31 protein-coding genes and 1 pseudogene are annotated in these 25990 nt (G+C 55.7%); 22 read left to right on the top strand and 10 right to left on the bottom strand.

The genetic code is table 11. The annotated features are described in order from the left end of the window. Window positions 1-39: 39 nt before the first annotated feature. Window positions 40-1470 carry a cryptochrome/photolyase family protein gene (locus AC0L6A_RS15360; protein WP_473291208.1) on the top strand — a complete coding sequence of 477 codons (1431 nt, stop codon included), beginning with the start codon at window positions 40-42 and terminating at the stop codon, window positions 1468-1470. Window positions 1471-1571: 101 nt separating this feature from the next. Further along, entirely contained in the window at window positions 1572-1925 is a 354-nt protein-coding gene (locus AC0L6A_RS15355) for a hypothetical protein (protein WP_473291207.1), read from the top strand. Between the two features lie 54 nt (window positions 1926-1979). Here the strand turns inward: AC0L6A_RS15355 and AC0L6A_RS15350 are convergent, their stop codons facing one another. Next, the gene (locus AC0L6A_RS15350; protein WP_473291205.1) at window positions 1980-3152 is read right to left on the bottom strand and encodes a MalY/PatB family protein; all 1173 of its coding nucleotides are present in this window, start codon (window positions 3150-3152) and stop codon (window positions 1980-1982) included. A 102-nt stretch (window positions 3153-3254) separates the two neighbouring features. Between AC0L6A_RS15350 and def (AC0L6A_RS15345) the strand changes: the two genes are divergently transcribed. The 5 genes from def (AC0L6A_RS15345) to AC0L6A_RS15325 are packed head-to-tail and all read left to right on the top strand — an operon-like array spanning window position 3255 to window position 6142. Then, the gene (gene def, locus AC0L6A_RS15345) at window positions 3255-3776 is read left to right on the top strand and encodes a peptide deformylase (protein WP_473291204.1); all 522 of its coding nucleotides are present in this window, start codon (window positions 3255-3257) and stop codon (window positions 3774-3776) included. Next, complete coding sequence (gene def / locus AC0L6A_RS15340; protein ID WP_473291202.1) at window positions 3773-4270, top strand: peptide deformylase; 498 nt, start codon at window positions 3773-3775, stop codon at window positions 4268-4270. The genes def (AC0L6A_RS15345) and def (AC0L6A_RS15340) overlap by 4 nt, the downstream gene beginning before the upstream one ends. Further along, window positions 4267-5166: a methionyl-tRNA formyltransferase gene (gene fmt / locus AC0L6A_RS15335; protein ID WP_473291201.1), complete on the top strand. Its 900-nt coding sequence runs from the start codon at window positions 4267-4269 to the stop codon at window positions 5164-5166. Before def (AC0L6A_RS15340) ends, fmt begins: the two co-directional genes overlap by 4 nt. 38 nt (window positions 5167-5204) lie before the next feature. Then, window positions 5205-5444: a GlsB/YeaQ/YmgE family stress response membrane protein gene (locus AC0L6A_RS15330; RefSeq protein WP_473291199.1), complete on the top strand. Its 240-nt coding sequence runs from the start codon at window positions 5205-5207 to the stop codon at window positions 5442-5444. Window positions 5445-5479: 35 nt separating this feature from the next. Further along, window positions 5480-6142, top strand: coding sequence for a hypothetical protein (locus tag AC0L6A_RS15325; protein WP_473291197.1), 663 nt, complete (start codon window positions 5480-5482; stop codon window positions 6140-6142). Window positions 6143-6154: 12 nt separating this feature from the next. On the opposite strand, the gene rnhA is transcribed toward AC0L6A_RS15325, so the two are convergent. From rnhA to AC0L6A_RS15305, 4 genes are all read right to left on the bottom strand, one after another. Next, window positions 6155-6607 carry a ribonuclease HI gene (gene rnhA / locus AC0L6A_RS15320; protein ID WP_473291196.1) on the bottom strand — a complete coding sequence of 151 codons (453 nt, stop codon included), beginning with the start codon at window positions 6605-6607 and terminating at the stop codon, window positions 6155-6157. After that, complete coding sequence (locus tag AC0L6A_RS15315) at window positions 6600-7190, bottom strand: class I SAM-dependent DNA methyltransferase (RefSeq protein ID WP_473291194.1); 591 nt, start codon at window positions 7188-7190, stop codon at window positions 6600-6602. Before AC0L6A_RS15315 ends, rnhA begins: the two co-directional genes overlap by 8 nt. 49 nt (window positions 7191-7239) lie before the next feature. Then, window positions 7240-8199 (bottom strand): 4-hydroxy-3-methylbut-2-enyl diphosphate reductase, encoded by a 960-nt coding sequence (gene ispH / locus AC0L6A_RS15310; protein ID WP_473291192.1) that lies wholly within the window; start codon window positions 8197-8199, stop codon window positions 7240-7242. A 103-nt stretch (window positions 8200-8302) separates the two neighbouring features. Further along, window positions 8303-8860: a LabA-like NYN domain-containing protein gene (locus AC0L6A_RS15305; RefSeq protein WP_473291190.1), complete on the bottom strand. Its 558-nt coding sequence runs from the start codon at window positions 8858-8860 to the stop codon at window positions 8303-8305. Window positions 8861-8962: 102 nt separating this feature from the next. Here AC0L6A_RS15305 and folK point away from each other — a divergent pair, with 102 nt between their 5' ends. The 12 genes from folK to recO all read left to right on the top strand — a co-directional run bounded on the left by folK (window position 8963) and on the right by recO (window position 18254). After that, window positions 8963-9559 carry a 2-amino-4-hydroxy-6-hydroxymethyldihydropteridine diphosphokinase gene (gene folK / locus AC0L6A_RS15300; protein WP_473291189.1) on the top strand — a complete coding sequence of 199 codons (597 nt, stop codon included), beginning with the start codon at window positions 8963-8965 and terminating at the stop codon, window positions 9557-9559. Window positions 9560-9640: 81 nt separating this feature from the next. Then, window positions 9641-9997, top strand: coding sequence for a DNA-directed RNA polymerase subunit omega (gene rpoZ, locus AC0L6A_RS15295; protein WP_473291187.1), 357 nt, complete (start codon window positions 9641-9643; stop codon window positions 9995-9997). Between the two features lie 61 nt (window positions 9998-10058). Next, a complete protein-coding gene (locus tag AC0L6A_RS15290) occupies window positions 10059-12167 on the top strand; it encodes a RelA/SpoT family protein (RefSeq protein WP_473293522.1) in 2109 nt (702 codons plus the stop codon). Window positions 12168-12200: 33 nt separating this feature from the next. After that, window positions 12201-12848 carry a DUF2062 domain-containing protein gene (locus tag AC0L6A_RS15285; RefSeq protein ID WP_473291185.1) on the top strand — a complete coding sequence of 216 codons (648 nt, stop codon included), beginning with the start codon at window positions 12201-12203 and terminating at the stop codon, window positions 12846-12848. 36 nt (window positions 12849-12884) lie between these two features. Continuing rightward, window positions 12885-13637, top strand: a complete 753-nt coding sequence (locus AC0L6A_RS15280; RefSeq protein ID WP_473291184.1) for a pyridoxine 5'-phosphate synthase — start codon at window positions 12885-12887, stop codon at window positions 13635-13637. Beyond that, complete coding sequence (locus AC0L6A_RS15275; protein ID WP_473291183.1) at window positions 13634-14257, top strand: LysE family translocator; 624 nt, start codon at window positions 13634-13636, stop codon at window positions 14255-14257. Before AC0L6A_RS15280 ends, AC0L6A_RS15275 begins: the two co-directional genes overlap by 4 nt. Next, a complete protein-coding gene (acpS, locus tag AC0L6A_RS15270; protein WP_473291182.1) occupies window positions 14254-14652 on the top strand; it encodes a holo-ACP synthase in 399 nt (132 codons plus the stop codon). The genes AC0L6A_RS15275 and acpS overlap by 4 nt, the downstream gene beginning before the upstream one ends. 116 nt (window positions 14653-14768) lie before the next feature. After that, window positions 14769-15548, top strand: a complete 780-nt coding sequence (lepB, locus tag AC0L6A_RS15265) for a signal peptidase I (protein WP_473291180.1) — start codon at window positions 14769-14771, stop codon at window positions 15546-15548. Next, window positions 15545-16225, top strand: coding sequence for a ribonuclease III (gene rnc, locus AC0L6A_RS15260; RefSeq protein ID WP_473291178.1), 681 nt, complete (start codon window positions 15545-15547; stop codon window positions 16223-16225). Before lepB ends, rnc begins: the two co-directional genes overlap by 4 nt. A gap of 4 nt (window positions 16226-16229) precedes the next feature. Then, window positions 16230-17147 (top strand): GTPase Era, encoded by a 918-nt coding sequence (gene era, locus AC0L6A_RS15255; protein WP_473291177.1) that lies wholly within the window; start codon window positions 16230-16232, stop codon window positions 17145-17147. Next, on the top strand, window positions 17147-17476 hold the full coding sequence (locus AC0L6A_RS15250; protein ID WP_473291176.1) for a DUF1491 family protein: 330 nt from the start codon (window positions 17147-17149) through the stop codon (window positions 17474-17476). The genes era and AC0L6A_RS15250 overlap by 1 nt, the downstream gene beginning before the upstream one ends. A gap of 37 nt (window positions 17477-17513) precedes the next feature. Beyond that, window positions 17514-18254: a DNA repair protein RecO gene (gene recO / locus AC0L6A_RS15245; protein WP_473291174.1), complete on the top strand. Its 741-nt coding sequence runs from the start codon at window positions 17514-17516 to the stop codon at window positions 18252-18254. Here the strand turns inward: recO and AC0L6A_RS15240 are convergent. Together AC0L6A_RS15240 and AC0L6A_RS15235 are read right to left on the bottom strand one after the other, a co-directional pair. Further along, a complete protein-coding gene (locus AC0L6A_RS15240) occupies window positions 18235-18627 on the bottom strand; it encodes an META domain-containing protein (protein WP_473291173.1) in 393 nt (130 codons plus the stop codon). The two genes, recO and AC0L6A_RS15240, sit on opposite strands and share 20 nt — an antisense overlap. A gap of 39 nt (window positions 18628-18666) precedes the next feature. Further along, on the bottom strand, window positions 18667-19227 hold the full coding sequence (locus tag AC0L6A_RS15235; protein ID WP_473291171.1) for a TetR/AcrR family transcriptional regulator: 561 nt from the start codon (window positions 19225-19227) through the stop codon (window positions 18667-18669). An 85-nt stretch (window positions 19228-19312) separates the two neighbouring features. Here AC0L6A_RS15235 and AC0L6A_RS15230 point away from each other — a divergent pair, with 85 nt between their 5' ends. Beyond that, window positions 19313-19735, top strand: a complete 423-nt coding sequence (locus AC0L6A_RS15230) for a DUF3995 domain-containing protein (RefSeq protein ID WP_473291170.1) — start codon at window positions 19313-19315, stop codon at window positions 19733-19735. Here AC0L6A_RS15230 and AC0L6A_RS15225 read toward each other — a convergent pair. Beyond that, a complete protein-coding gene (locus AC0L6A_RS15225; RefSeq protein ID WP_473291168.1) occupies window positions 19732-21381 on the bottom strand; it encodes an acyl-CoA dehydrogenase family protein in 1650 nt (549 codons plus the stop codon). The two genes, AC0L6A_RS15230 and AC0L6A_RS15225, sit on opposite strands and share 4 nt — an antisense overlap. A gap of 286 nt (window positions 21382-21667) precedes the next feature. On the opposite strand from AC0L6A_RS15225, the pseudogene AC0L6A_RS15220 reads away from it, so the two are divergent. Then, a pseudogene (locus AC0L6A_RS15220) lies at window positions 21668-22338 on the top strand (TSUP family transporter). Here AC0L6A_RS15220 and AC0L6A_RS15215 read toward each other — a convergent pair. After that, on the bottom strand, window positions 22335-23159 hold the full coding sequence (locus tag AC0L6A_RS15215; RefSeq protein ID WP_473291167.1) for an alpha/beta hydrolase family protein: 825 nt from the start codon (window positions 23157-23159) through the stop codon (window positions 22335-22337). The pseudogene AC0L6A_RS15220 and the gene AC0L6A_RS15215 overlap by 4 nt on opposite strands. A gap of 109 nt (window positions 23160-23268) precedes the next feature. Further along, complete coding sequence (locus AC0L6A_RS15210) at window positions 23269-24867, bottom strand: phosphoenolpyruvate carboxykinase (protein WP_473291165.1); 1599 nt, start codon at window positions 24865-24867, stop codon at window positions 23269-23271. Window positions 24868-25241: 374 nt separating this feature from the next. Here AC0L6A_RS15210 and AC0L6A_RS15205 point away from each other — a divergent pair, with 374 nt between their 5' ends. Continuing rightward, entirely contained in the window at window positions 25242-25946 is a 705-nt protein-coding gene (locus AC0L6A_RS15205; protein ID WP_473291163.1) for a response regulator transcription factor, read from the top strand. The last annotated feature ends 44 nt before the right edge of the window (window positions 25947-25990 follow it).

Below are 25990 nucleotides of genomic sequence, written 5' to 3'. Positions count from 1 at the left end.
GGCGGGACGTATTATCTAAGTCCCAAACACGAGGCTTTCATGAGCACATCCCGTCCCGCTATCCTTTTGTTTCGCAATGATCTGCGGTTGTCAGATCACCCCGCCCTGACCGCAGCGGCATCTGATGGCAAACCTGTCATCTGCTTGTTCGTGAATGATCCGGATACTGCGGACCCAATTGGTGTGGCGCAGCTGTGGTGGCTGCATCATTCTTTGACTGCGCTGGGGAAACAGATCGGGGATCTGGGCGGGCAACTTGTGTTGCGCGCGGGCAAGACGCCGGATGTGTTGGATCAGCTCATCCAGACAACGGGTGCAGATGCGGTGCATTGGTCGCGCCGCTATTCACCGAACGCCATCGCGGCAGACACCTCGTTGAAAGCGCACCTGAAAGACAAAGGCATCTACGCGGCAAGCCACACAGGCCGGTATCTGTTCGAACCGTGGCAGGTGGTGACAAAATCGGGCACACCATTTCGCGTATTCTCGCCCTTTTGGCGGGCGTGTCTGGCGCAGCTAGATACGGTCAAGGCCCCCTTGCCTGTGCCAGACGTGAAATTCATGCGGGATCTGCCGTCGGACGCCTTGTGCGATTGGGCGTTTCTGCCCACTGCTCCGGATTGGGCCGCTGGGTTTGATCCTCTTTGGACGCCGGGCGCGGCCGGGGCGTTGGCGCGGTTGGATGATTTTCTGGAGACGCGCGTGCAGGGCTATGCGCAGGGTCGAGATTTCCCGACAGCAGAAAACGTATCGAATCTCTCACCTCATCTGCAAATGGGTGAAATCACACCGCGCCAGATCCTGACCAGCCTGCGACGGGCCGAAGCGCTGGGTGATGCCAGGCAAAATGATAGCGCCAAATTCCTGGCCGAAATTGGCTGGCGCGAGTTCTCGGCCTATTTGCTGTTTCACAACCCGGCCCTACCCACGGACGAATTCCAGCAGAAGTTCGCTTCGTTCAGATGGCGCGACGCGCCTAAGGAACTGGAGGCATGGCAGAAAGGTCTGACCGGATATCCCATCGTCGATGCGGGCATGCGCGAGTTGTGGGTAACGGGTACGATGCATAACCGAGTGCGCATGATCGTGGCCTCGTTCCTGGTCAAGCACCTGCGCGTGAACTGGCGCGCGGGGCTGGCATGGTTCCAAGACACACTGTTGGACGCAGATGTCGCGTCGAACGCAGCAAGCTGGCAGTGGGTTGCCGGGTGCGGGGCGGATGCCGCGCCCTATTTCCGCATCTTCAACCCCATCATGCAGGCCGGAAAGTTTGACCCGAATGGCGACTATATTCTCCGCTGGGTGCCCGAACTGGCCGCGCTGCCAAACAAGTATCTTGGCGCACCATGGCAATCCCCGCACGCGGTTTTGCTGGATGCGAAGGTGTCCTTGGGCGTGACTTATCCCCATCCCATCGTCGATCATTCCAGCGCCCGTGCCGCCGCGTTAGAGGCGTTCGCCGCATTGTAGGCCCGCTGAAACAATCTGCGAAACTGTTCAAAAGAAGATGGTTAACTTGACCGTTACAATTCTTGTGGCATGATGATCCCCTGCGATATGGGAATGGATGGATGCTTGAATTTCTGCCGAAAGAAGTGCGCGAAGGGCTGGAAGCTGCGCGCAAGAAAGACCTTAAAAAGAAAAGCCGTTTGCGCATTCACGTGAATGAAGAAATGTTCCCGGTGCTGAAGTTCTGGGACACGGGATTCGCCCTGGACGCCGAACGTGCGCCACATCTGCGCGGGCTGGTGGATCTGTATGACGGGTCACGGCATCTCTATCAGTGCTTGATCATCGCCTCGGAAGAGGAAGAAGGACAGATGAAGTACGAATTTAAGCGCAAGGCCGAGGCACATGACGCCGTGCCACGCGACTATGCGCGTGAAGACAATGCACCTGTCGCATTGATCGAAGGCCAGGGCTGAGCGGAACCCGTGTGCAGCACCTGAAATGCTGCACACAGAACAATCCTTTTGAAACTACTGCAAATCCGCGAAAGCGCGCTGCATGCGCGCAACCGCGTCTTCGACGCGCGCGCCTTGCGTGGCCAGGTTGAAACGTTGGAATCCATCGCCTCCGGTGCCGAAGGCCGGGCCGGGGCTGACGGCGATCTTGGCGTCATCGCGGATGCGAGCGATCACCTGATCGTGGGTCATGCCTGTAGCCGAGAAATCAACCCACGCCAAGAAGGTGGCTTGAAGCGGCATAGATTTGACGCCGGGGATCGCATTGATCCCTTCGTCAAAGATCGCTTTGTTGCGCGCAAGATGGTCCATTTGAGCATCAACCCATTTGGCCCCTTCCGGGGAATAGGCCGCCGTAATCATTGTGACCGCCAACATGCTGGGTCCGTAATCAAGCGCGTAAAGCTTTTGACGCATCTTGTTGCGCAAAGCGTCATCCGCAATGATCAGATTGCCAGTACGTTGTCCGGCAATGTTAAACGTCTTTGATGCGGCGGTGATCGTGACAAGCCGTGGGATGGCTTCTGGTGCCGCCACCGCCGTAGGAATGAAGGTGTTACCAGCATAAACCAAGTCTTGATGGATTTCGTCCGAGACCAAAAGTAGGTCGTTTCTTTCTGCGAAGGCTGCGACGGCTTTCAATTCGTCTTTGGTCCAGACACGGCCAGATGGGTTTTGCGGTGAACACCACAAGATAATTTTTTCGTTGCCGGTGAGGCGCGATTGCGCGTCCTCAAGGTCGAGCTCGTACCGGTCGTCTTCCAGCTTCAGCGGACATTCGACCACTTTGCGATTGTTCTTCTCAATCTTCAGCGCGAACTCGTGATAGACGGGCGTGAAGATGACCACTCCGTCACCGGGCTCGCTCCAGGTTTGAATGGATAGCGCAACTGCGTTCCCAAGACCCTGACTGGTCAGCACCCAGTCCGGCTCGACGTTCCAGCTGTGGCGCGTGCGCATCCACCAAGCAACCGCTTCTTTGTAGTCATCATGCTCCCAAGAATAGCCAAAAACGCCATGCTCGACGGCCTTTCGTGCTGCCTCGATAATGCAGGGGGCGGTTTGGTAATCGCTGTCGGCGATCCACATCGCCAGACCATCGTCCGGGGATACGCCAGAAAACTGCTCCATCTTATCCCATTTCGAATCGTGGGTGCCGCGGCGTTCGATGATCTCGTCAAAATTCATAGTGCATTCCTTAAGGTCTGATCTTTCGTGCAGGTTAGCGGCTTTGCCCGCAGGTGCAAGCGGACCATTGCACCAGACCAAAGCATGTCCTACATGCTGCACATGACCATCAAACCGATCCTTATTCACCCTGACCCGCGCCTTAAAAAGGTGGCCGATGCTGTGCCCGACATGTCTGACGACTTACGGACGCTGGCTGATGACATGTTGGAAACCATGTATGACGCGCCGGGCATTGGCTTGGCCGCGCCACAAATCGGCATTCTAAAGCGCTTGATCGTTTTGGATTGCGTGCGCGACGAGAATGAAGCGCCGCAGCCCATGATCATGTTCAACCCCGAGGTCATTCAGTCCTCGGACGATCTGAATGTGTACGAGGAAGGATGCCTATCGATCCCGGATCAGTTTGCCGAAGTCACGCGCCCGAAAGAGGTGAGCGTGCGCTGGCTGGATCGCGATGGGAATGTTCAGGAACAGGACTTCGATGGGCTGTGGGCCACCTGTGTGCAGCACGAGATTGATCACCTGAATGGTAAGCTGTTTATTGATTATCTGAAGCCGTTGAAGCGTCAGATGATCACCCGCAAAATGCAGAAGCTGAAACGCGAGCTTGCGCGGCCGTGACCCACCGTCCTTATGTGAAATATCCGCACAAGTGCCTGCGCACCGCTGCCGAACCGATCGAGGCCGTGACAGATGACACTCGCGCCATTTGGGGCGAGATGATCACGGCTATGGACTCTATGCCCGGCGTTGGTCTGGCGGCCCCGCAGCTTGGGATTATGCAGCGCCTTTGCGTTGTGGATGCCTCTGATGAACGGGGTCAGGCCATCCGTATGGCGAACCCCGAGATATTGCATGCCTCCACCCAAATGCGAGAGCATCAAGAGGCCAGCCCGAACCTGCCGGGTGTGTCGGCTGTTATCGAACGCCCCCGCGCTGTCACTGTGCGTTTTCTGAACGAACAGGGCGACGTTGAAGAGCGTGATTTGGTGAACATCTGGGCGACTTCGGTGCAGCACCAGATTGATCACCTGAATGGCAAGGTCTTCGTTGACCACCTGTCGCGGCCAAAGCGCGAAATGCTGGTGAAGAAGTCAAGGAAGCTAAACCGATGAGACTTGTGTTCATGGGCTCGCCCGATTTTTCGGTTCCGGTACTAGAAGCATTGGTCGAGGCTGGACATGATATTGCCGCTGTTTATTGCCAACCTCCGCGTCCCGCTGGTCGCGGCAAGAAAGATCGACCCGGGCCAGTGCATGCGCGTGCGCTGGAACTGGGGTTAGAGGTCCGCCATCCCGTTTCCCTAAAGGGTGCCGAAGAACAAAAAGAGTTTGCTGATCTGAAATCGGATGCCACGGTGGTGGTGGCCTATGGATTGATCCTACCCCAAACTGTTCTGGATGCTCCGCAATATGGGTGTCTGAACATCCACGCATCGCTTTTGCCGCGCTGGCGTGGGGCGGCCCCTATCCATCGTGCGATCATGGCTGGGGATGCAGAGACCGGGATTTGCATTATGCAGATGGAGGCTGGGCTGGATACTGGTCCCGTCTTGTTGCGGGAAGCCACAAAGATTTCTGCAGATGAAACGACGGCGCTTTTGCATGACCGCTTGTCTGCAATGGGTGCGCGCATGATTGTCGATGCATTGGCCCGATTGCCGGAGCTGACTTCCGAGGTGCAATCGGAAGATGGGGTCACCTATGCCCACAAAATCGACAAGGCCGAGGCGCAGATTGATTGGTCACGCCCAGCGGTTGAGGTCGATCGCCATATTCGTGGATTGTCGCCCTTTCCCGGTGCGAAGTGCCTCATCGCTGGCGAGCAGGTGAAACTTCTTTCCTCGCGTTTGGCAAAAGGGGCCGGTGTGCCGGGGCAGGTGCTGTCTGGACTGACCATTGCCTGCGGCGACGGTGCGGTCGAGGTGTTGCGCGCGCAGCGTCCCGGTAAACGCGCCATGGATGCCGAAGACTTTCTGCGTGGATTTGAGATGCCTGATCAGGTCAGTTGACCCTTTCAATTTAGCTGGTCTGACCCCATACTTATGCCATGCCTTTCGTTTTATTGATCATAATTGGTGCCGCTGCGGGTTTTCTTGCCACGCGCATCATGGATGTACGTACCGACGTTCCCACTACCATCGCCATTGGTGTTGGTGGGGCATTGATCAGCGGATTGCTGATGCGGTTCCTTCTAGCCATCGGCAGCTTTGCGTTTGGAGCTATTGGTGCCGTGTTGGGCGCCATCCTTGTCATTTGGCTGTGGCAGCGTTTTTCCAGGCGCGGTTAAGACACGGTTAACCTTCATTCCGCACAATCGGCAGCATGCGGATACGATGGATCATCTTCTTCGTTCTCTTTTTGGGCGTGACCCCCATTCAAACTATGGCCGGGGCATGGCCTCGTGAGAAAGGCGAGGTGTTCGTGTCAGCGATGACGGCACAAGAAACGGATCGGCTACAAGATTATCCTGTTGGGACGGCCTATGTTGAATATGGGCTGCGCCACAACATCACGGTCGCGGGCAAGATCACCTATGACTTTGCTGTGCAGGAAGCGACTGGGTACGAGCTGTCGGCCAGATGGCATTTCCCGGATGATGACAAGCAACTGAAAAAGGCGGTGAGCCTGACCTTGTCTGGCCCTGTTGAAGATCCGCGAATAGAGCCAGGGGTGCATCTTGGTTACGGGTTCAACACGCCTTTTGGCACCGGCTGGGCGGATCTTGAGGTTTACGCAAGCGTTTCAACACAAGGCATGGAAACCGATTACGGCGGCTATGGTGTGCTGGGATTGAAGCCACATGATCGCTTACTGACGATGCTGGGTTTGGATGTGATGATGACGCCCGATACGACTTTTGTGAAAGCCATTCCGTCGATTGCGTGGGAGCTTAAACCGAACCGCCATCTGACCCTGCAATACACGCGCGGTTTGCAGGGCATCGAAGAAAGCGAGCTTGGAATGGGATTGTGGCTGCAGTTTTAAGATGAAGCAGCTTTAATCCTTGAAAGGGGCCATCCCTGCACGCGCCAGCTCGTCCGCGCGTTCGTTTTCCGGATGACCGGCATGCCCTTTCACCCATTCCCAAGTGACGTGATGGCGGGATTGCGCTTCATCGAGGCGTTGCCATAGCTCTGCATTTTTTACAGGTTTCTTGGCGGCGGTCCGCCAGCCGTTCTTTTTCCAGCCATGGATCCACCCGGTCACACCGTTCTTCACATACTGACTGTCGGTGATCACGGTGATCGCGCAGGGTTTGCCAAGGGTTTCAAGCGCACTGATCGCGGCCATCAACTCCATCTGATTGTTGGTTGTTAAGGCCTCGCCGCCTTTCAGCTCGCGCTCTTTTACGACGGTATCGCCTTCCTTTGCTTGCAGCAAAGTACCCCAGCCTCCGGGGCCGGGGTTGCCCGAGCACGCCCCGTCCGTATACGCATAAAACTCAGCCATTCGCGTGCATCCAAATTCCCTGATAGGCCACGCCATCAAGGCCGACTCCATCTTCAGTTTCCCAAATCTCGGGGGTGAAGCCAGCGGTTTCCAGCAAACCGATCAGCTCGTCAAGCGCGTAGTAAGTGTAATGCCGCCCCAGAGGGTCGCGGGATTCTCCGCTTCCCAGTTTCAACCCAATATGCAGCTTGCCTTCCGGCTTTAGGGCTGTTCGCAAACGGGCCAAATGTCCGGACATATCGCCGCGTGGGGCGTGCAGAAGTGAATAGCTGGCCCAAATCCCGTCAAAGGCATCTGTCTGGTCGATCTGGTCAAACGTGGCTTGGCGTGCGCTGACACCCAGCTCGCGCGTGATTGCAACCATGGACGCGCTGGCATCCACCGCATCAACGGTGAACCCGGACTTCAGGAAATGGACCGAAGCGTCACCGGGACCACAGCCAAGATCAAGGACATGCCCGCCTTGGCGTAGTTTAGACGTGAATGCGGTTAGTCCCGGCTCAATACGGTTTCCACGCCGCGCGACGTATTCTTTCGCTTGGGTGTCGTACACTGCGATGGTTTCGGCGTCTAAACGGCTCATGTGCGGTCAGCTGCCAAACGCAGCCCGAGTGTTTCCAATCCGGCCGATATCATGCTGCACCTGATGTCTCACGCAGCACGCGGGGCACCTTAAATTCGATGTTTTCCTGCGCGGTTTCGACCAATTCAACGGTCACGACATAGCGGTCTTTAAACGCGTCGATGACTTCATCCACAAGCAGCTGAGGGGCCGAAGCGCCGGCCGTCAATCCGACGGTGCGGATCCCTTCCAGCGAACGCCAATCAATTTCCGTGGCGCGTTGAACAAGCATCGAATAGTCGCAGCCATTGGCGCGGGCAACTTCCACCAATCGGCGCGAGTTCGAACTGTTAGGCGCACCGATCACCAAAAGCGCATCGGATTTTGGCGCAATCGCTTTAACCGCATGTTGGCGGTTGGTGGTCGCATAACAGATGTCTTCCTTATGAGGGCCGACAATGGCCGGGAAGCGGTCGCGCAGAGCAGCAACGATCCCAGCCGTGTCATCTACCGACAAGGTGGTTTGTGTAATATAGGCCAGCTGGTCGGGATCGCGCGGCTTCAATGTGGCGACATCCTCGGCGGTTTCGACCAATAGGACTTCGCCATCGGGAAGCTGGCCCATGGTGCCGACGGTTTCGGGGTGACCTTCATGGCCGATCATCACCATCTGCAAGCCATTATCATGGTGACGCTCAGCCTCGATATGGACTTTTGAGACAAGCGGGCAGGTTGCGTCAACGAAGACCATCTCGCGGCGCGATGCTTCGGCGGGAACCGATTTTGCGACCCCATGCGCCGAGAAGATGACCGGACGGTCATCGGGGCATTCGGTCAGCTCTTCGACAAAAATCGCACCCTTTGCGCGCAACCCGTCAACGACAAACTTATTGTGCACAATCTCGTGGCGGACATAGATGGGCGCGCCCCATTTATCGATCGCCATTTCGACAATCTTGATGGCGCGATCGACACCAGCACAAAAGCCGTTTGGTGCTGCAAGATACAATGTCAGGGCGGGTTTGGTCATGACGTCCTCCGATCAGCGTCAGAGGTAAGGGTTTTCGATCCGGGCGTCCAGAGCAACACCAGAAAGGAAGCAGGCCGAAGCGGTTACTTCGGCCTGATCGTTATCAGTCTTGGTCTTCGGTGTTATCAAACTCACGTGGTGGACGACCGATTACATCCTTTAGCTCGTCAAGCTCGATGAAATTATCGGCTTGGCGACGCAGTTCGTCTGCAATCATTGGCGGTTGGCTGCGAATGGTGGAGACGACTGAAACGCGTACACCTTTCCGCTGAAGTGCGGCCGCAAGTGGACGGAAATCGCCGTCGCCTGAAAACAGGACCGCATGATCAATGTGATCAGCCAGCTCAAGCGCATCCACGGCCAGTTCGATGTCCATGTTGCCTTTGACTTTGCGTCGCCCCATGGAATCTGTGTATTCCTTGGCCGGCTTCGTCACCATTGAGAAGCCATTATAGTGCAACCAGTCCACCAGCGGGCGAATGGGTGAGTATTCGTCATTCTCCAGCAAGGCGGTATAGTAGAATGCGCGTAACAGTTTGCCACGCCGCATAAATTCTTGGCGAAGCAGCTTATAATCGATATCAAACCCCAGCGACTTGGCAGCCGCGTAAAGGTTGGATCCGTCGATAAAAAGCGCAAGTCGCTCGTCGCGATAGAACATTAATTATCCTTTCTAATTCTCTTCGCCGAGCAATTCCGTGAGTGGTAGGATAGAAATCACTTAACGAAGCAAACACCTTTCGCAATCTAGGGAACACGCGCGGTGCCGCAAGCAAAAAATCTTAAAAAAACCTATACAAAAGCGTTGGTTCTTCTAGGAAGTAACGTAACGTTTGCGCTATCAGATTCTGCGTGTCTTGTACGCGATGCCTTAAATAGTTTTTCAGGCCGAGGCCTAAGAATCACCTCCAATAGTAGATATTATAGCACAGCTTGCTTTCCGGCAGGCGCTGGGCCCGATTTTATCAATGTAGCCGCGCTATTAGAGGTGGAAATCACAGCGGAAATTCTACTCGCGAAGCTGCACGAAATTGAAGATGAGTTTGGGCGAGAAAGACCGTCTCGGTGGGCACAACGAACATTGGATATCGATCTTATCGCTTATGATGATCTTGTCCTACCAGAGCGTGATACATTTCTGCACTGGCAAAACCTGCCGCTTGAAGAGCAGATGAAGCAGGCGCCAGAGCAATTGATTTTGCCCCACCCGCGTCTTCAGGATCGGGCTTTCGCGCTGATTCCCCTGGCTGATGTTTATCCAGACTGGCGGCATCCTGTTTTGGATCAAACCATCAAAGAGATGGCAGATGCGCTTCCCGAGACATTAAAAAGTGAGGTTTCGCCCTTTGAATTGGTCTGAAACCGGGCGTTTGTGCTTGTCATTGCGTTTTCAGAGTCTTAGATAGACGTTTCACATCCCCTTGCAAGGAATAGAGCTGACATGGCCCGTGTGACGGTTGAAGATTGCGTAGACAAAGTACCGAACCGGTTTGATCTGGTGATGCTTGCGTCGCATCGCGCGCGTGAAATCTCGGCAGGTGCTGAGATCTCAGTTGATCGCGACAATGATAAGAACCCCGTAGTGGCGCTGCGTGAAATCGCAGACGAAACCCAGACGGCGGACGAGCTGCGCGAACGCATGATCGAAGACCACCAGACTCAGATCGAGGTGGATGAACCCGAAGAAGACAGCATGGCGTTGCTTATGGGTGCTGAATCTTCTGACAAGCCGGCAGACGATGATATGTCGGAAGAGAAGCTTCTGCGTGCGCTGATGGAAGCGCAGGGTCAGGGCTAAACGAAAGCGAACGGGGGCGTCACGAGTGACGAGCTGGAAAGACGAGCTTGTTGATCTCGATATCGACGGTCTGATCGAACGCATTTCGGCCTACAATCCAAAGTCCAATTCGGACCTGCTTATGGCCGCCTATGAATATGGCGGCCAAATGCATTTTGGGCAGTATCGCCATTCCGGTGACCCCTACTACATGCACCCCTTTGCGGTGGCCGAGATTCTGGCGGACATGCAGCTGGACGACGCAACGATCGTCACAGCGTTTTTGCACGACACGATTGAAGATACTGGATCCACCTATAGCGAAGTCAATGAACTGTTTGGCAAAGAGATTGCCGAGCTGGTCGACGGTGTCACCAAGCTGACCAATCTTCAGCTTAGTTCGTCCGAAACAAAGCAGGCCGAGAACTTCCGAAAGCTGTTCATGGCCATGTCCAAAGACATGCGCGTTATTTTGGTGAAGCTCGCCGACCGTTTGCACAACATGCGTACGATCAAGGCAATGCGCCCTGACAAACAAGTGCAGAAATCGCGCGAGACGATGGATATCTACGCCCCGCTTGCTGGTCGCATGGGGATGCAGTGGATGCGGGAAGAGCTAGAGGATCTGGCTTTCCATGTGCTGAACACCGAAGGTCGCAGTTCGATCATGCGTCGTTTTCTTCGTCTTCAGAAGGAAAGCGGCGATGTGATCGAAAAGATCACCGGCGACATCCGGCTTGAGCTCGACAAGGCAGGTATCGAAGCGACGGCGTTTGGGCGTGCCAAAAAGCCCTACTCCATCTGGCGTAAGATGGAGGAAAAAGGACAAAGCTTTTCGCGTCTGTCTGATACCTATGGGTTCCGCGTGATCACCGAAACCAACGCAGATTGCTATCGTGTACTCGGTGCGATCCATCAACGGTGGCGCGCTGTTCCAGGCCGTTTCAAGGACTACATCAGTCAGCCGAAATCCAACGGCTACCGTTCGATCCACACAACGGTGTCTGGCCGTGATGGCAAGCGGGTCGAGGTTCAGATCCGCACACGCGAGATGCATGAGGTGGCGGAAACCGGTGTGGCGGCACATTGGTCCTATCGCGATGGGATCAGGGTAGAAAATCCTTTTGCCGTTGATCCCGCCAAGTGGATATCATCCCTTACCGAACGGTTCGAGGCTGCCGACGATCACGATGAATTCCTCGAGCATGTGAAGCTTGAGATGTACCAAGACCAAGTGTTCTGTTTCACCCCGAAAGGTGAGGTGGTCAAACTGCCACGTGGTGCCACGCCTTTGGACTTTGCTTACGCCATCCACACGCGGATTGGTGACAGCTGTGTCGGCGCCAAGGTCGATGGGATTCGTGTGCCGCTGTGGACCCGCGTTAAGAACGGCCAGTCGGTCGAGATTATGACCGCAGAAGGTCAAAGCCCGCAGGCGACATGGATCGACATCGTTGTGACCGGCCGTGCCAAGGCCGCGATCCGGAAGAAGCTGCGCAGTGACGACCGCGAACGCTATGTCCGCTTGGGTCACGAACTTGCTCGCCTCGCGTTTGAACATGTTGGGCGTAAGGTCAGTGACAAGGCACTTTCCACAGCCGCCAAGCAACTACGGCTGAATGATACGGATGAACTTTTGGCCCGACTTGGGTCAGCTGAACTTCAGGCGCGTGATGTTGTAGGCATTCTTTATCCCGAGGCTAATCAAGAAGGCGACGAGATCGATGGTGAAGTCGCAGTGGTTGGTCTGGCCGCCGGACAAGATTTTGCGCCTGCTCAATGTTGCCAGCCTGTACCGGGCGAACGGATTGTAGGGATATCCTATCGCGGTCGGGGGGTGATGGTGCACACGATCGACTGTGATGCACTGGCCGAGCTTGATGACGACAGTTCGCGATGGGTGGATTTGCATTGGCATTCGGGCAAGCACCCGGCGATCCATGTCGTTAGCATCGAATTGACGATCTCGAACGACGCGGGTGTATTGGGGCGTATCTGCACCTTGATTGGTGAACAAAAGGCCAATATCTCGGATCTAAGATTCGAGGATCGAAAACCGGATTTCTATCTTCTGATCGTCGATGTTCAGCTTAGGGATGTCGAACATTTACATGCCATCATGCTTGCGCTTGAGGCTGACAGTGACGTGGCGTCGGTGCAGCGGCACCGGGATATAACGCGTAAACCATAATCAACCCGTTAGGGCAGGCCAAAGGAAGCACAGGTGTTTAAACGAAACCCGCGATCGTATTTGCGAATCGTAGCGGAGTTCTTCTATCCGCGCGGCGGGTGGTATCGTGCGGCACAATATGTGATCCATCGGCTACGGCGTCTTCCTGATCCAGCGCATCGGATCTCGCGCGGAATCGCGGCTGGAGTGTTTGCGTCTTTCACTCCGTTCTACGGACTGCACTTTCTGACTGCGGCCATTCTGTCGTGGCTGTTGCGCGGCAATGTTCTGGCATCGCTTCTGGCTACCTTCGTGGGTAACCCAATAACCTTCCCGCTGATTGCGGAGCTTTCCGTCAATCTGGGCCATGCCATGCTAGGGCATGAGGTGACGGTTCATCTTCCTGAAATCGTTTCAAGTTTCGCTGCGGCCACAAATGGTTTGTGGAGCAACTTCAAGGCGATGTTCACGGACGCTTCGGCTGATTGGTCCGAGCTTAGCCGTTTCTATGGCCGGGTTTTCAAACCTTACTTGGTGGGCAGCCTCATTCCCGGTGCTGTCGCGGGGACGGCAGCTTATATTTTGGCCAATCCGCTGATCCATGCCTATCAGCGACGCCGGATCAAGAAGCTGAAGGTGCGATATGAAAAACGCATGGCCGAACGGTTTTCCGAGGGTGGCGATCCCACGAAAAACGAGTAACACTTACCCAAACGGAATAAGTGCAGGAGCACGGACATGACCCAGACGGCTGACAAGCTTCGGCTTGGCGTGAATATTGACCACGTGGCGACCGTACGGAACGCGCGCGGTTCTGCTTACCCAGACCCAGTTCGCGCCGCGCAGTTGGCGCAAGAGGCTGGGGCAGATGGCATCACTGCACATCTGCGCGAAGATCGCCGCCATATCCGGGACGAAGACATTGATGGTCTGATGGCCGATTTGACTGTGCCATTGAACTTCGAATTTGCCGCAACTGATGAAATGCAGGCCATTGCGCTGCGCCACAAACCCCATGCAGTTTGCCTTGTGCCTGAAAAACGCGAGGAACTGACGACCGAGGGCGGGTTGGACGTTGCGCGCAACGACAATCGTTTGGGTGTCTATGTCACGCCCCTGCGGGATGCAGGATGTCGCGTGTCCATGTTCATTGATGCGGATGCTGATCAGATCAAGGCGTCGGCCCGGATTGGCGCGGCTGTGGTTGAGCTGCACACCGGGGCTTACTGCGATTTCCACGCCGAAGGCGATTTTTCCAAACGTGATGCTGAACTAGAGCGCTTGCGCGAAGGCGCTGCTTTTGCGCATTCGCTGGGGCTTGAGGTGCATGCAGGCCACGGCCTGACCTACGACACCGTCGCCCCCATCGCCGCGATGCCAGAAGTGGTTGAACTGAATATTGGACATTTCCTGATCGGAGAATCCATATTCCACGGATTGCCAGATGTCATCGCCGAGATGCGTCGCCTGATGGATCAGGCGCGCGGATGACAGGGTTCGAGCTTGCCATTGTGTGGCTCGGTTGGGTGCTGGCGGGTGCCTCGCCTGGGCCGGCCACGCTGGGTATTGCAGCGACGTCGATGTCCGAAGGTAGGCAGCAAGGGATCGCGTTTGCTTTAGGAATCCTGGCAGGTGGCGCTTTCTGGGGAATAACGGCGGCTCTTGGAATGGGGGCGTTGATGCTGTCTTACGGCTGGCTGTTCGCCACGATCAAATATGCGGGCGCTGCTTATCTGCTTTATCTTGCAGTCCGGTCGCTAAAATCCGCATTTGCTGTGAAATCAATTGATGACGGTGCCGTTGCTAGAGGATCGCGAGTAGCTGCATTCAAAAAAGGTGCCTTGGTACACTTGACCAATCCCAAAGCGATTTTGTCTTGGGGTGCGGTTTTCTCTATCATCCTGCCTCCTTCTGCGCCGGGATCGCATATCGCTGGCATGTTTGCCTTTTTGTATACAGGAGGCGTTCTGGTTTTCATTGGTTATGCCTACCTGTTTTCGACCCCAAAAGCGGTTGCGATATACCGCGACGCACGTCGTTGGTTTGAGCTTGCGTTCGCCGCCCTGTTTGGCGCCGCCAGCTTGAAAATATTAACGGTGCGTGCTGAATGATCCTTGGCATCGGAACAGACCTTGCGAATATCGAACGCATTCAGGGCACTCTGGATCGTTTCGGCGATCGTTTCCGCCATCGCGTTTTTACCGAGCGCGAGCTCGCCAAGGCCGCGCGTCGCAAGGACGAAGCTGGAACTCTTGCAAAGCGCTGGGCTGCGAAAGAAGCGTGTTCCAAAGCGCTGGGTACTGGGCTTGCGATGGGGATCAGCTGGCGCGACATGGCGGTATCAAACCTGCGTTCAGGCCAACCTGTGATGGAGGTTACGGGCTGGGCCAAAGAACGACTGGGCGACATGACGCCAGACGGGCACGAGGCCGTGATCCACGTCACCCTGACGGATGATCACCCTTGGGCACAGGCATTTGTGGTGATTGAGGCGCGACCCGCCTAAAACCCTGCTCAAAGCCGCCAAAACGGTGGGCGAAACTTGACTCCTGCCCCCCATCCGCCCATATCGCCCTCAACAGATTTCGGTCCCTTGCGGCCTGACAAACAAAAGGCAGAGACATGACCGAGAAGCAGAAAGATGGCCTGTGGGAGAACGTTAAAACGATCTTCTGGGCGCTGATCATCGCCGGAATCTTCCGCACCCTGTTTTTTCAGCCCTTCTGGATTCCCACCGGATCGATGAAAGATACACTTCTGATCGGCGATTTTCTGTTCGTGAACAAAATGGCCTACGGCTATTCCAAACACTCCTGCCCCTTCTCAGCCTGCCCGATTTCAGGACGCCTGCTTGGATCCGAGCCCGAACGTGGCGATGTCGTTGTGTTCCGCCACCCGACCCTTGGCACCGACTATGTGAAGCGTTTAGTCGGTCTGCCGGGTGACAAGATTCAGGTTAAGAATGGTATTCTGTCGATCAATGGCGAAGAGGCAACTCAGGTGCCAGCCGGAACGTTCTCCGAGATCAAACTGCCACAAGGCCGTTTCCGAACGATCCCGCAATGTATCAATCGTCCCGTTGGCGAAGGGGCTGAGTGCCTGAAAGAAAAATTCATCGAGACATTGCCAGGCGGAGTCAAGCATTCCGTCCTGAACTTTGCCACGCGCAGCGTAGACAACACCAATGTGTTTACGGTCCCCGCAGGCAACTATTTCTTCATGGGTGACAACCGTGACAACTCGATCGACAGCCGTGTTAGCCCCAATGCTGGCGGCGTAGGATTTGTGCCCGCCGAATACCTTCTGGGTCGTGCGGATCGCATCATGTTCTCGGCTGCGGGCAAACGTCTGTTCTATTTCTGGACATGGCGTTCTGACCGCTTCTTCAAGGCAATCGAGTGAAGCTCTCGGCGGATCTTCAAGCCTTCGCGGCACGTATCGGGTACGAGTTTTCGAAACCCGATCTGTTGATCCGCGCCCTGACACATGGATCACTTTCATCGGCCACGCGGCCTGATAACCAGCGGCTAGAGTTCCTGGGCGACCGGGTGCTTGGATTGATTATCTCTGAAAAGCTTCTGGCAGATGATCCCAATGCGCCAGAAGGAACGCTTGCCCCGCGCTACAACGCTTTGGTGCGTAAGGAAACCTGCGCCGACGTCGCCCGTCAGGTAGACTTGGGCGAGGTTCTGAAATTGGGCCGGTCTGAAATGAAGACCGGCGGGCGACGCAAGCTGGCGCTTTTAGGGGACGCAATGGAAGCGGTCATTGCTGCGGTCTATCTTGACGGTGGGCTGGACCCTGCGCGTGATATGATCCTTCGACTGTGGGGCGACCGTATCCATAAGGTCGAAGCCGACGCGCGCGACGCGAAAACCGCGCTTCAGGAATGGGCGCAAGGGCGCAAGATGTCGGTGCCAAAATACGTGGAAACAGGGCGCGAAGGCCCGGACCACGCGCCAATGTTCACCATCGAGGTGCAATTGGCGGATGGAAAAACAGCTACGGCGCAGGCCAATTCGAAACGCGCCGCCGAACAGGCTGCTGCAAAGGCGCTTTTGGCGCAGATTGAAGGATAAACACATGTCAGATGCTCAGACACGCGCGGGTTTTGTCGCCCTGATCGGCGAACCCAATGCGGGCAAGTCGACACTGACCAATCAAATGGTCGGGGCCAAAGTCTCGATCGTAACACATAAGGTGCAAACGACCCGCGCGCGCATTCGTGGCGTGGCGATCGAAGGCGACGCACAGATCGTATTCGTGGACACACCCGGCCTGTTTCAACCACGCCGCCGTCTGGACCGCGCTATGGTGGCCGCGGCTTGGGGTGGGGCGTCCGATGCGGATGTCATCGTCCTGTTGGTCGAAGCACATCGCGGCGTGACCGACGGCGTTAAGCGGATCCTTGAAGGTTTGGAAGAGATCGGGAAGGGCCGCACTGTTGCCCTTGCCATCAATAAGATCGACAGGGTGCAATCAGAGGCTCTGTTGGCTCTGACCAAAGACATGAACGAGCGTTTCAATTTCTCTGAGACCTTTATGATCTCGGCCGAGAAAGGTCATGGCGTGAAAGACCTGCGTACATGGCTGGCCAATCATCTTCCAGAAGGTCCTTGGTTGTATCCGGAAGATCAGATTGCCGACTTGCCCATGCGCATGATCGCCGCCGAGATGACGCGCGAGAAACTGACCCTGCGCCTGCATCAGGAACTGCCCTATCAGCTGACGGTCGAGACTGAGGGCTGGGAAGAGCGCAAAGACGGATCCGCCCGCGTGGATCAAATTATCTATGTCGCTCGCGATGGTCACAAAGGGATCATTCTGGGCAAAAAAGGCGAGACGATTAAAGCTGTCAGCCAATCCGCCCGCGCCGAATTGGAAGAGTTCATGGGTCGAAAGATCCATTTGTTCTTGCAGGTCAAAGTGCGCCCGAACTGGCTTGAGGAAAAAGAACGTTACTCGGAAATGGGGCTCAATTTCCGCGACGGGAATAAGTGATGCGTCTGACCGCGGATGTTTGGGTCTCGGCCTATCTGACGCGCTTGCGGTTGCAAGATATTCCGGCCTTCATCACCCAAAAGGGCGACCCGACTGCGGGGGCTGTTTTGGTCAAGATGAACACCCTTGACGGGCAGGCAGTGGCCTATCAACGCAGCTTCGACCTGATGACGGGCGAACGCTGCTGGTTGGTTCTGTCTGAAGGGGGCGAGGCTGACGTCGATGCCGCCCTTACCCGCCAAAAGGGCTTTGATCCTGACCTTTGGGTGATTGAAGTCGAGGACCGCGCAGGCCGCCACTTGCTGGATGAACCAGGCCTTTCCGACTGATCCCTCTGTGTCTATGGTCCTCGTAGGAGGTTGAGCGATGGATTGGCGGGATCAAGGGGCGCTTTTGTCCGTGCGCAAACACGGAGAAACCTCTGCCATCATTGATGTTTTCACCAAGGAACACGGGCGTCACGCCGGTGTTGTGCGGGGGGGTGTCAGTCGTAAGATTGCTCCAATCCTACAGCCCGGCGCGCAGCTGGATGTGGCGTGGCGTGCGCGTCTTGAAGAGCATATTGGCAGCTACACCGTGGAACCCTTACGCAGTCGCGCATTGGTCATGTCTGACCGCACAGCGCTGGCCGGTTTGAATGCGATCACTGCCCTTCTAGGCTTCGCCCTGCCGGAACGTGAACCCCATCCAGTGTTATACGAGCGCACCCAATCTATGCTGGATCTTCTTGGAGTGAATGAAGCCTGGCCCACGGCCTATTTGAAATGGGAATTGGCATTGCTTGAGGAGTTGGGCTTCGGCCTAGACCTGTCCGAATGCGCGGTTACCGGTGGTCGGGATGATTTGGCTTATGTCTCGCCCAAAACTGGGCGGGCTGTGTCCGCTGAAGGGGCAGGCGAATGGGCCGAACAGCTTTTGCCCTTACCGCCAGAGCTTTTGGGTGCAGGTGACGGCACGTTATCTAATGTGCTGGACGGTTTGATAACCACTGGTCACTTCTTAACCCACGGGGTGGCGCATGCATTGGGTGATAGGCCCTTACCAGAAGCACGTGCCCGCTTTGTGGACCGCCTAAAACGCGATGCGATCAAGGCGCATCGGTCGTAAATACCATCTCGCTCCCGGCCTCGTTAGACAGGATCAGTGTATTTCCAGAGGCTTCTGCAATTTGCATCTGGCTTAGGGCTGTGAAGAAGGCGCTTTCAGCCGCTAGATCCGCGCATGCCATTTTGGTTGATGCGATGGGACCCGTTTCAAACCAAGGGTAAGGGGCTTTCTGAGCGGCTGAATAGCTGTTGCAGGGGGCTTTACCCGCAATACGTCCCTTTTCGGGGAAGGCTATCGTGGCTCTGGACGGAAACGCATCCCCATTCAGCTCTACCAGCCGCCATTCTGCGTCTGTGTTGGCATATCCCGATATGGTTTCGTCTTTGCAGCCCATCAGGCTTGCGGTCGCTGCGATGAATAGAAGTAATCTCATGAGCGATAAGATAGGGATGTGGGTGCACGTTTTCCAGTTCTACGCATCACGCAGGGCTAAAAGGGCAGCCAGAAGCGTGCTCATCGCATCTTGATTGTCCGCACCGTCTTTGGCCGACAGCGTGCCCATACCGATGTAGGCGCCGTAGATCATGCGCGCAAAATCGGGATTGGTCAGGTCTAGATCTGACAGAATCTCTGAGAGATAGGCCATTCGTTTCTGATCAACACGCTCCACGGAATTCGCAACCGTATGGTTGCTTTGCGCCCATGCGCGGATGGCGGGTTCAGCGGCGTCCCCACCATGTTCGGGGTCCGTCGAGGTGGAGATTTCGCCAAGCGTGTAAAGCCTGCGAACCGGATCCTTCTCGGCGTCAAGAAAACGCGTGATATCATCAACGGCTCTTTCCTCCCATAGGGCGAGCATTGCCGCGTGAAATGCGGGTACATCTTTGAAATGCCAGTAAAAAGAACCCTTTGTTGCACCGACTTCGCGCGCAAGGGGTTCTGCTTTCAAGGCTTGAGGGCCGGATCGGGCAAGGGCGCGGAACCCAGCCAGGATCCAGCTTTCAGCGGTCAGTCTTTCTTTTGATGCTGCCATCGACGAAGCTCCATACGTAAGCGTATTGACAACTTAGCAATCGCGTGCACCATACGCAAGCGTATGTATAAAAAGGAAGCCGGAAATGCAGACGATTCTATTGTACCTCACCTATGCGATCTTGTTTGGGACCGCTGCGGCGCACGTGCTTTGGGCCTTGGGGATCTGGTGGCCCGTACGCGATGAAGCAGGATTGGCCCGCGCCGTGGTGGGCGCACCGGGGATTACACGTATGCCCCCCGGATGGGCGGCCGGGCTCGTGGCCGTTGCTTTGTTAATCGCCGCTTTAGTCCTATCTGGCCTCACCAATGGGTCCACCTTGGGACCAAGCTGGCTTCTCGACGTTATGGGTTGGGGATTGGTAGCCGTTTTCGGCCTACGCGGGCTGGTCAGCTATGCGCTTCCGTCGCTGGGCGTGCAGACGGAAGAGCCGTTTGCGCGGCTCAACCTGATTTTTTATAGCCCACTTTGTCTTATCTTGGCATTGGGCTTCTGGTCGGCGCTCTAGCCCAGCAAACGACGTGCGATGACCTGCGCCTGAATTTCAGCAGCACCTTCAAAGATGTTCAGGATGCGGGCGTCGCACAACACGCGGCTGATTTGGTATTCCAGCGCAAAGCCGTTGCCGCCGTGGATTTGCAGTGCGTTATCCGCACAGGCCCAAGCGACGCGCGCGCCCAGCAGTTTTGCCATCCCGGCCTCAAGATCACAACGCTGATCGTGATCCTTTTCCCAAGCCGAGAAATAGGTCAGCTGGCGTGCCACCATGATCTCGACCGCCATCATGGCTAACTTGTTAGCAACGCGCGGGAAGTTGACCAGCGATTTGCCGAATTGCTTGCGGTCTTCGGCGTACTGCATGCCAAGCTCAAGCGCGTTCTGCGCAACACCAATGGCACGAGCTGCGGTCTGGATGCGGGCAGCTTCAAATGTTTTCATCAGCTGCTTAAAGCCCTGACCTTCTTCGCCGCCTAGCAGGTTTTCGCCCTTCACTTTAAAACCATCAAAGCCCAGTTCGAACTCTTTCATGCCACGATAGCCCAGTACTTCGATCTCGCCGCCGGTCATGCCTTCGGTCGGGAACGGATTCTCGTCATCGCCCGGGGTTTTCTCGGCCAAAAACATGGACAGACCGCGATGGTCTTTGCTGTCGGGGTTGGTGCGTGCCAGCAGCGTCATCACGTGGGTGCGGGCGGCGTGGGTGATCCAGGTTTTGTTACCTGTAACCTCATAGTCCCCATCGGCATTTTTAACCGCACGGGTGCGCAGAGAACCGAGGTCGGACCCGGTGTTGGGTTCAGTGAAGACGGCCGTCGGCAAGATCTCGGCCGACGAGATTTTCGGCAGCCATTGTTCTTTTTGCTCATCCGTCCCGCCTGCAAGGATCAGCTCGGCCGCGATTTCAGAACGGGTACCCAATGAGCCCACGCCAATATACCCGCGCGACAGTTCCTCGGACACAACAACCATCGAGGCTTTTGACAGGCCCAGCCCGCCATATTCCTCGGGGATGGTCAGACCAAAGACACCCATTTCGGCCAGTTCTTCAAGGATTTCCAGCGGGATGTATTCGTCTTTCAAGTGCCATTCATGTGCGTTGGGCACAACGCGGTCGTCCGCATAACGGCGGAACTGCTCGCGGATCATCTCAAGCTCTTCGTCCAGCCCGGTCGCCCCGAAGGTGGCGTGGCCAGCGTTATCTTGCATGAGTTCCACAAGGCGTGTGCGGGCAGCTTGGTTATTGCCATTCGCGACCAATGTGTTGATCGCGTCGGTGTCCAGTACGGCACCATCGACGCCCATATCTGCCAGACGCGCCATCTCGTTCTGGCTCATCATCATGCCGCCCTTTATCTGGGCCAGGTATTCGCCAAAGGCAATCTGAAGGATCAGCTTTTCCATTTCGCCGAACCGACCTTCATCGTTCAGGCGACCTGCCCAAGCATTCATCTGGCGCAAGCTTTCGGCATAGGTTGCAAGCCATGACAGGGCATGAGCTGCGGCTTGATGCTCTTCCAACTTTGCGCCTGATACACGGTCGCCCTCCGAAACAAGTGTCCGGACATTTTCCTTGGCGGCGTCGAAGGTTGCATTGACCGGGGCAAGCGCCGCACCGGTCAGGTCTAGAAGGTTGTCGATCAGGGCGCTGGTCATCGTGGTCTCCTGTCAAAAGACGCCCAGATTCGGCGTCTATTTTGCGTCTGCAGAGAGATAGTCATTTTGCAGGTGCAGCGCAATAAAAATACAACAAATGCCTTCATATCGAACGAAAATGACGTAGCGATTTGTGGGGTGCGTCGCGAAACCGGCTCTTGTAAAAGAAAGATACAGCAGGAGAAACGCCTTGGGCATACTTGCCGATCTTCCCCTATTGACGCTGATACTCGCGTTCGGCGTGACCCTTTTTGGAGGGTTCGTGAAGGGTGTCGTGGGCTTTGGAATGCCGTTGATCATGATTTCCGGCTTGGCAACGGTCTTGTCTGCCGAGGTTGCACTGGCGGCACTGATCCTACCAACAGTTTTAAGCAACGGGATGCAGGCGATACGTCAAGGAGCATCGGCAGTTTGGCACGCGGTCTCGAAATTCCGTCTATTCCTTGTCGTTCTTATCGTTATGCTTGCCTTAAGCGCGCAGCTTGTGAGTTTTGTGCCGACAGATGTGATGTTCATCGCAATCGGGATTACGGTCGTCGCGTTTTGTGTGATGCAGCTTGCTGGCTGGATCCGCGCCTTAAGCCTGAAAACAAGTTTCGTGATGAAGGCTTGGCCGCTGCGCTTGCTGGGTTTGTGGGTGGCTTTTCTGGGATATGGGGGCCGCCGACGGTAGCCTACCTGACCGCGATTGAAACACCGAAAGCCGAGCAGATGCGCGTGCAAGGTGTCATCTATGGCATTGGGGCGGTTGTGTTGTTCGTGGCCCACATCAAATCCGGTGTGGTGAACTCCTACACAGTTCCGCTATCCCTTGCGATGCTCGTACCAGCATTTGTTGGCATGGTGCTGGGGGGGCGTTTGCATGACCTGATGCCGCAGAAGCTTTTTAAGCGGGCGACCCTGATTGTACTGACCATCGCGGGATTAAATTTGATCCGCAAAGGCTTGGTCGGTTAGGCGATCAGCGCCGGCCAAAGCTTGGCGTTTTCGCGTCGGAAGACGTCAACATGTCCGACTTTCTTTAGTCCGAATTGCTGTGGCGTAAGCGCTAGATGTTCAGTGTCGGTGCCGGGATAAAGCTCTGTCATTCGTTCCACGGCAATTGGCGGGACTGATGTGTCATCTGACAGCGACACAGTGCGAACAGGGCAGGAAAACGCAGCCATCGGGGCGGCGGGGATGAGTGGGTCTTTTGCCGGGTACCCCCGAGTGGTGCACCAGCGTTTCCATTGTCTGAAAACCGGGCCGGGAATATCAGTACCTAAGCCCGAGACCTGTTTGGGTACATACCCAAAGGTCGCGGAGGAAAGAGGACCGACCGCAAACCACAAGGCGCGCACCGAGGCTTGAAAGGGCCATGGATGGTCCGTGGTGTGGACTGGTCCTGTGCAAACAGTGATCACCCGCGAAATAGCATCAGTGTTCTGTTGTCGCGCCAGCATGAGCCCACCTAAGGAATGCCCCATCAACCAAAGTGGCGATCCCCCAGCGCGGGTTGTCATCCAATCCCTTGCAGCTTGGGTGTCGTGCAGTCCCCAATCCAACATCGTGGCCGTCACATCCCGCATGGGACCGCGCGTCGATGCGCCGAAATCTCGGTAGTCATAGGTCAGGCAGGACACGCCCTGTGTTTCGGCAAGCCAGGCTGCGAAGTGACGATAAAACCTGTGTGGCACCCCGGTTGCGCCGTTCATGACAGCGAATGCGCGCGGTTGTTTCGCGGCAAAGAAGCTGCCGATCAATGGCGCGGGGCCGGGTATGGTAACGGTTTCAACCATAGGGGCATGCAAGCGCAAACTTGACGTTCACGTAAAGCATGACTGCACGTAAGCCAAAAGAAAACGCCCCAGCGTTGACCGGGGCGTTTGTAAGCATTTTGTGTTCGGCTTAACCGATTGCGACGGCTCTCACGTCGTCATCAATGTCGCCTTCATACTGTACGAAGTTGTCAGAGAACATCTTGACCAGCTTGGCCGCTTGGGCGTCATAAGCAGCGGTGTCATGCCATGTGCGGCGTGGGTCAAGAAGCAGATCGGCAACGCCTTCTACTTTCACCGGAACTTCGAAGCCGAAGTTTTCGTCCTTGCGGAACTTGGCTTCAGCCAATGAACCATCCAAAGCCGCAGTCAGCAGGGCGCGCGTTGCACGGATCGGCATACGCGAACCTGTGCCGTACGCGCCGCCAGTCCAACCAGTGTTCACCAGCCAGCAGGTTGCACCGTGCTTGGCAATCTTGTCACGCAACAGCGCACCATACTCGGCCGGACGGCGCGGCATGAACGGCGCACCAAAACAGGTCGAGAATGTGGGCTCTGGCTCGGTCACACCCTTTTCGGTGCCAGCCACTTTCGAAGTGAAGCCCGACAAGAAGTGATACATGGCTTGTGCCGGGGTAAGGCGCGCGATCGGAGGCAGAACACCAAACGCATCACATGTCAGCATGATGATGTTCTTGGGGTGCCCGCCAATAGCGGTGTCCGAGGCGTTGGCAATATAGTGCAGCGGATAGGCGCAACGCATGTTGGCCGTCAGGCTGTCATCTTCAAAGTCCAGCTCTTTGGTCTCTTCGTCATAAACCATGTTCTCGATCACGGTCGCGAACTTCTGGGTTGTGGCGTAGATTTCGGGCTCGGCTTCGGCAGACAGGTTGATGGTCTTGGCATAACAGCCACCTTCGAAGTTGAAGGTGCCGGTGTCCGACCAGCCATGTTCGTCATCGCCGATCAAAGTGCGTTCGGGATCAGCCGACAAGGTGGTTTTACCCGTGCCCGACAGGCCGAAGAAGATCGCGGTATCTACCGGGTTGCCTGTCGCGTGGTTGGCCGAGCAGTGCATCGGCATCACACCCTTTTCAGGCAGCATGTAGTTCAGAAGCGTAAAGACCGACTTCTTGTTCTCGCCCGCATACTCGGTGCCGCCGATCAAAATGATCTTGCGGTCAAAGTTCAGGGCAATCACTGTTTCCGACCGACAGCCGTGACGCTTTGCGTCAGCTTTAAAGGTTGGGCAGTTGATGACAGTGAACTGCGGGTCAAACTCATCCAGCTCGTCGCGATCAGGGCGACGCAGCATATGGCGGATGAACAGGTTGTGCCAAGCAAGCTCGGTCACAAGGCGCACATCAAGGCGATAGGCTGGATCAGCACCGCCAAAAAGATCTTGGACGTAGTAGTCGCCGCCCTTCATATGCTCCAGCATATCTTCGTAAAGAACGTCAAACTTGGCCGGATCCATCGGCGGGTTGTTTTCCCACCAAATATGCGGCTCAACGCTGGGTGTTTTTACGACAAATTTGTCCTTGGGCGAACGACCGGTATGTTTACCGGTTTCAACCAAAAAGGTGCCGCCTTGTCCAAGCTTGCCCTCGCCGCGGTCCAAAGCGGCTTCGATCAGAGCAGGCTCCATCAAGTTATAATAGACATTGCCCAGCCCGGTGATGCCTTGATCTTCCAAGCGGCGTGCTGGGTTTACCCGTCCAGTGGTCATTTATTCGCTCCTGTCGCCGGTCTCTTTGTAAGTATCCGGCGTATCTGTTTCACATGAGAGCACGAGGCCCCGCCCCGCACGCCAACCCTCATGTGAACGAGGGCCGGTAAACGGCCTATAGCACGCGGGCTTTCTGATGGAACAGGTTGCATTGCTCAGTTAGCGCAACCAAGACCGTGTTTGCGCAATCAACAGGTTTCAAATCTGTGCCAGAGACCAGCTATAATCGTGTTTAATTCTGACTCGCGGCGTAAGAAAGCTGCGTTGGTGACGTACGATTCGTAATTCTCAGTTGATTCGTCGCGGAGAACGCGAGAATATGTAAACAAGAATTAATGAATAATTACGGCGCGAGCAGTGCGGGGAACTTCGTTATGTCCAGGATTGCCTTAGTAGATGATGACAGGAACATCCTGACATCAGTGTCAATTACACTCGAAGCTGAAGGCTTTGAGGTTGAAACTTACAACGATGGTCAAAGTGCACTTGATGCCTTTGCCAAGCGGTTGCCAGATCTGGCTGTGTTCGACGTCAAGATGCCGCGCATGGACGGAATGGACCTGTTGCAGCGCGTTCGTCAAAAGACATCGACGTTGCCAGTCATTTTTCTAACGTCCAAAGATGACGAGATTGATGAGGTGCTAGGTCTGCGCATGGGGGCAGATGATTATGTCACCAAACCATTTAGTCAGCGGCTTTTGGTCGAACGCATCCGCGCTTTGTTGCGCCGCAATGAAGTAATTGCCAACGACGATGCCGGTGAAGTCGAAGAGGGCCGTGTCTTGGAGCGGGGCGAGCTTCGCATGGATTCCTTGCGCCACGCTGTCTCCTGGAAAGGCAACGACGTTTCACTAACAGTGACCGAATTCCTGCTATTGCAGGCCTTGGCCCAGCGGCCGGGATTTGTGAAAAGCCGCGATCAGTTGATGGACGTTGCATATGATGATCAGGTCTACGTGGATGATCGGACCATCGACAGTCACATCAAGCGCCTTCGCAAAAAGATGCGTACGGCGGATGGGGAATTCTCGGCCATCGAAACGCTTTATGGAATTGGATACCGATATAACGAGGAATGACGCAGGTGTTACGCGTCAGGCAGGAAGTAAGAGCGTTTGAGGGC

The organism is Aliiroseovarius sp. D2-2 (assembly GCF_055809455.1).
This window is presented reverse-complemented; position numbering and strand designations above follow the sequence as displayed.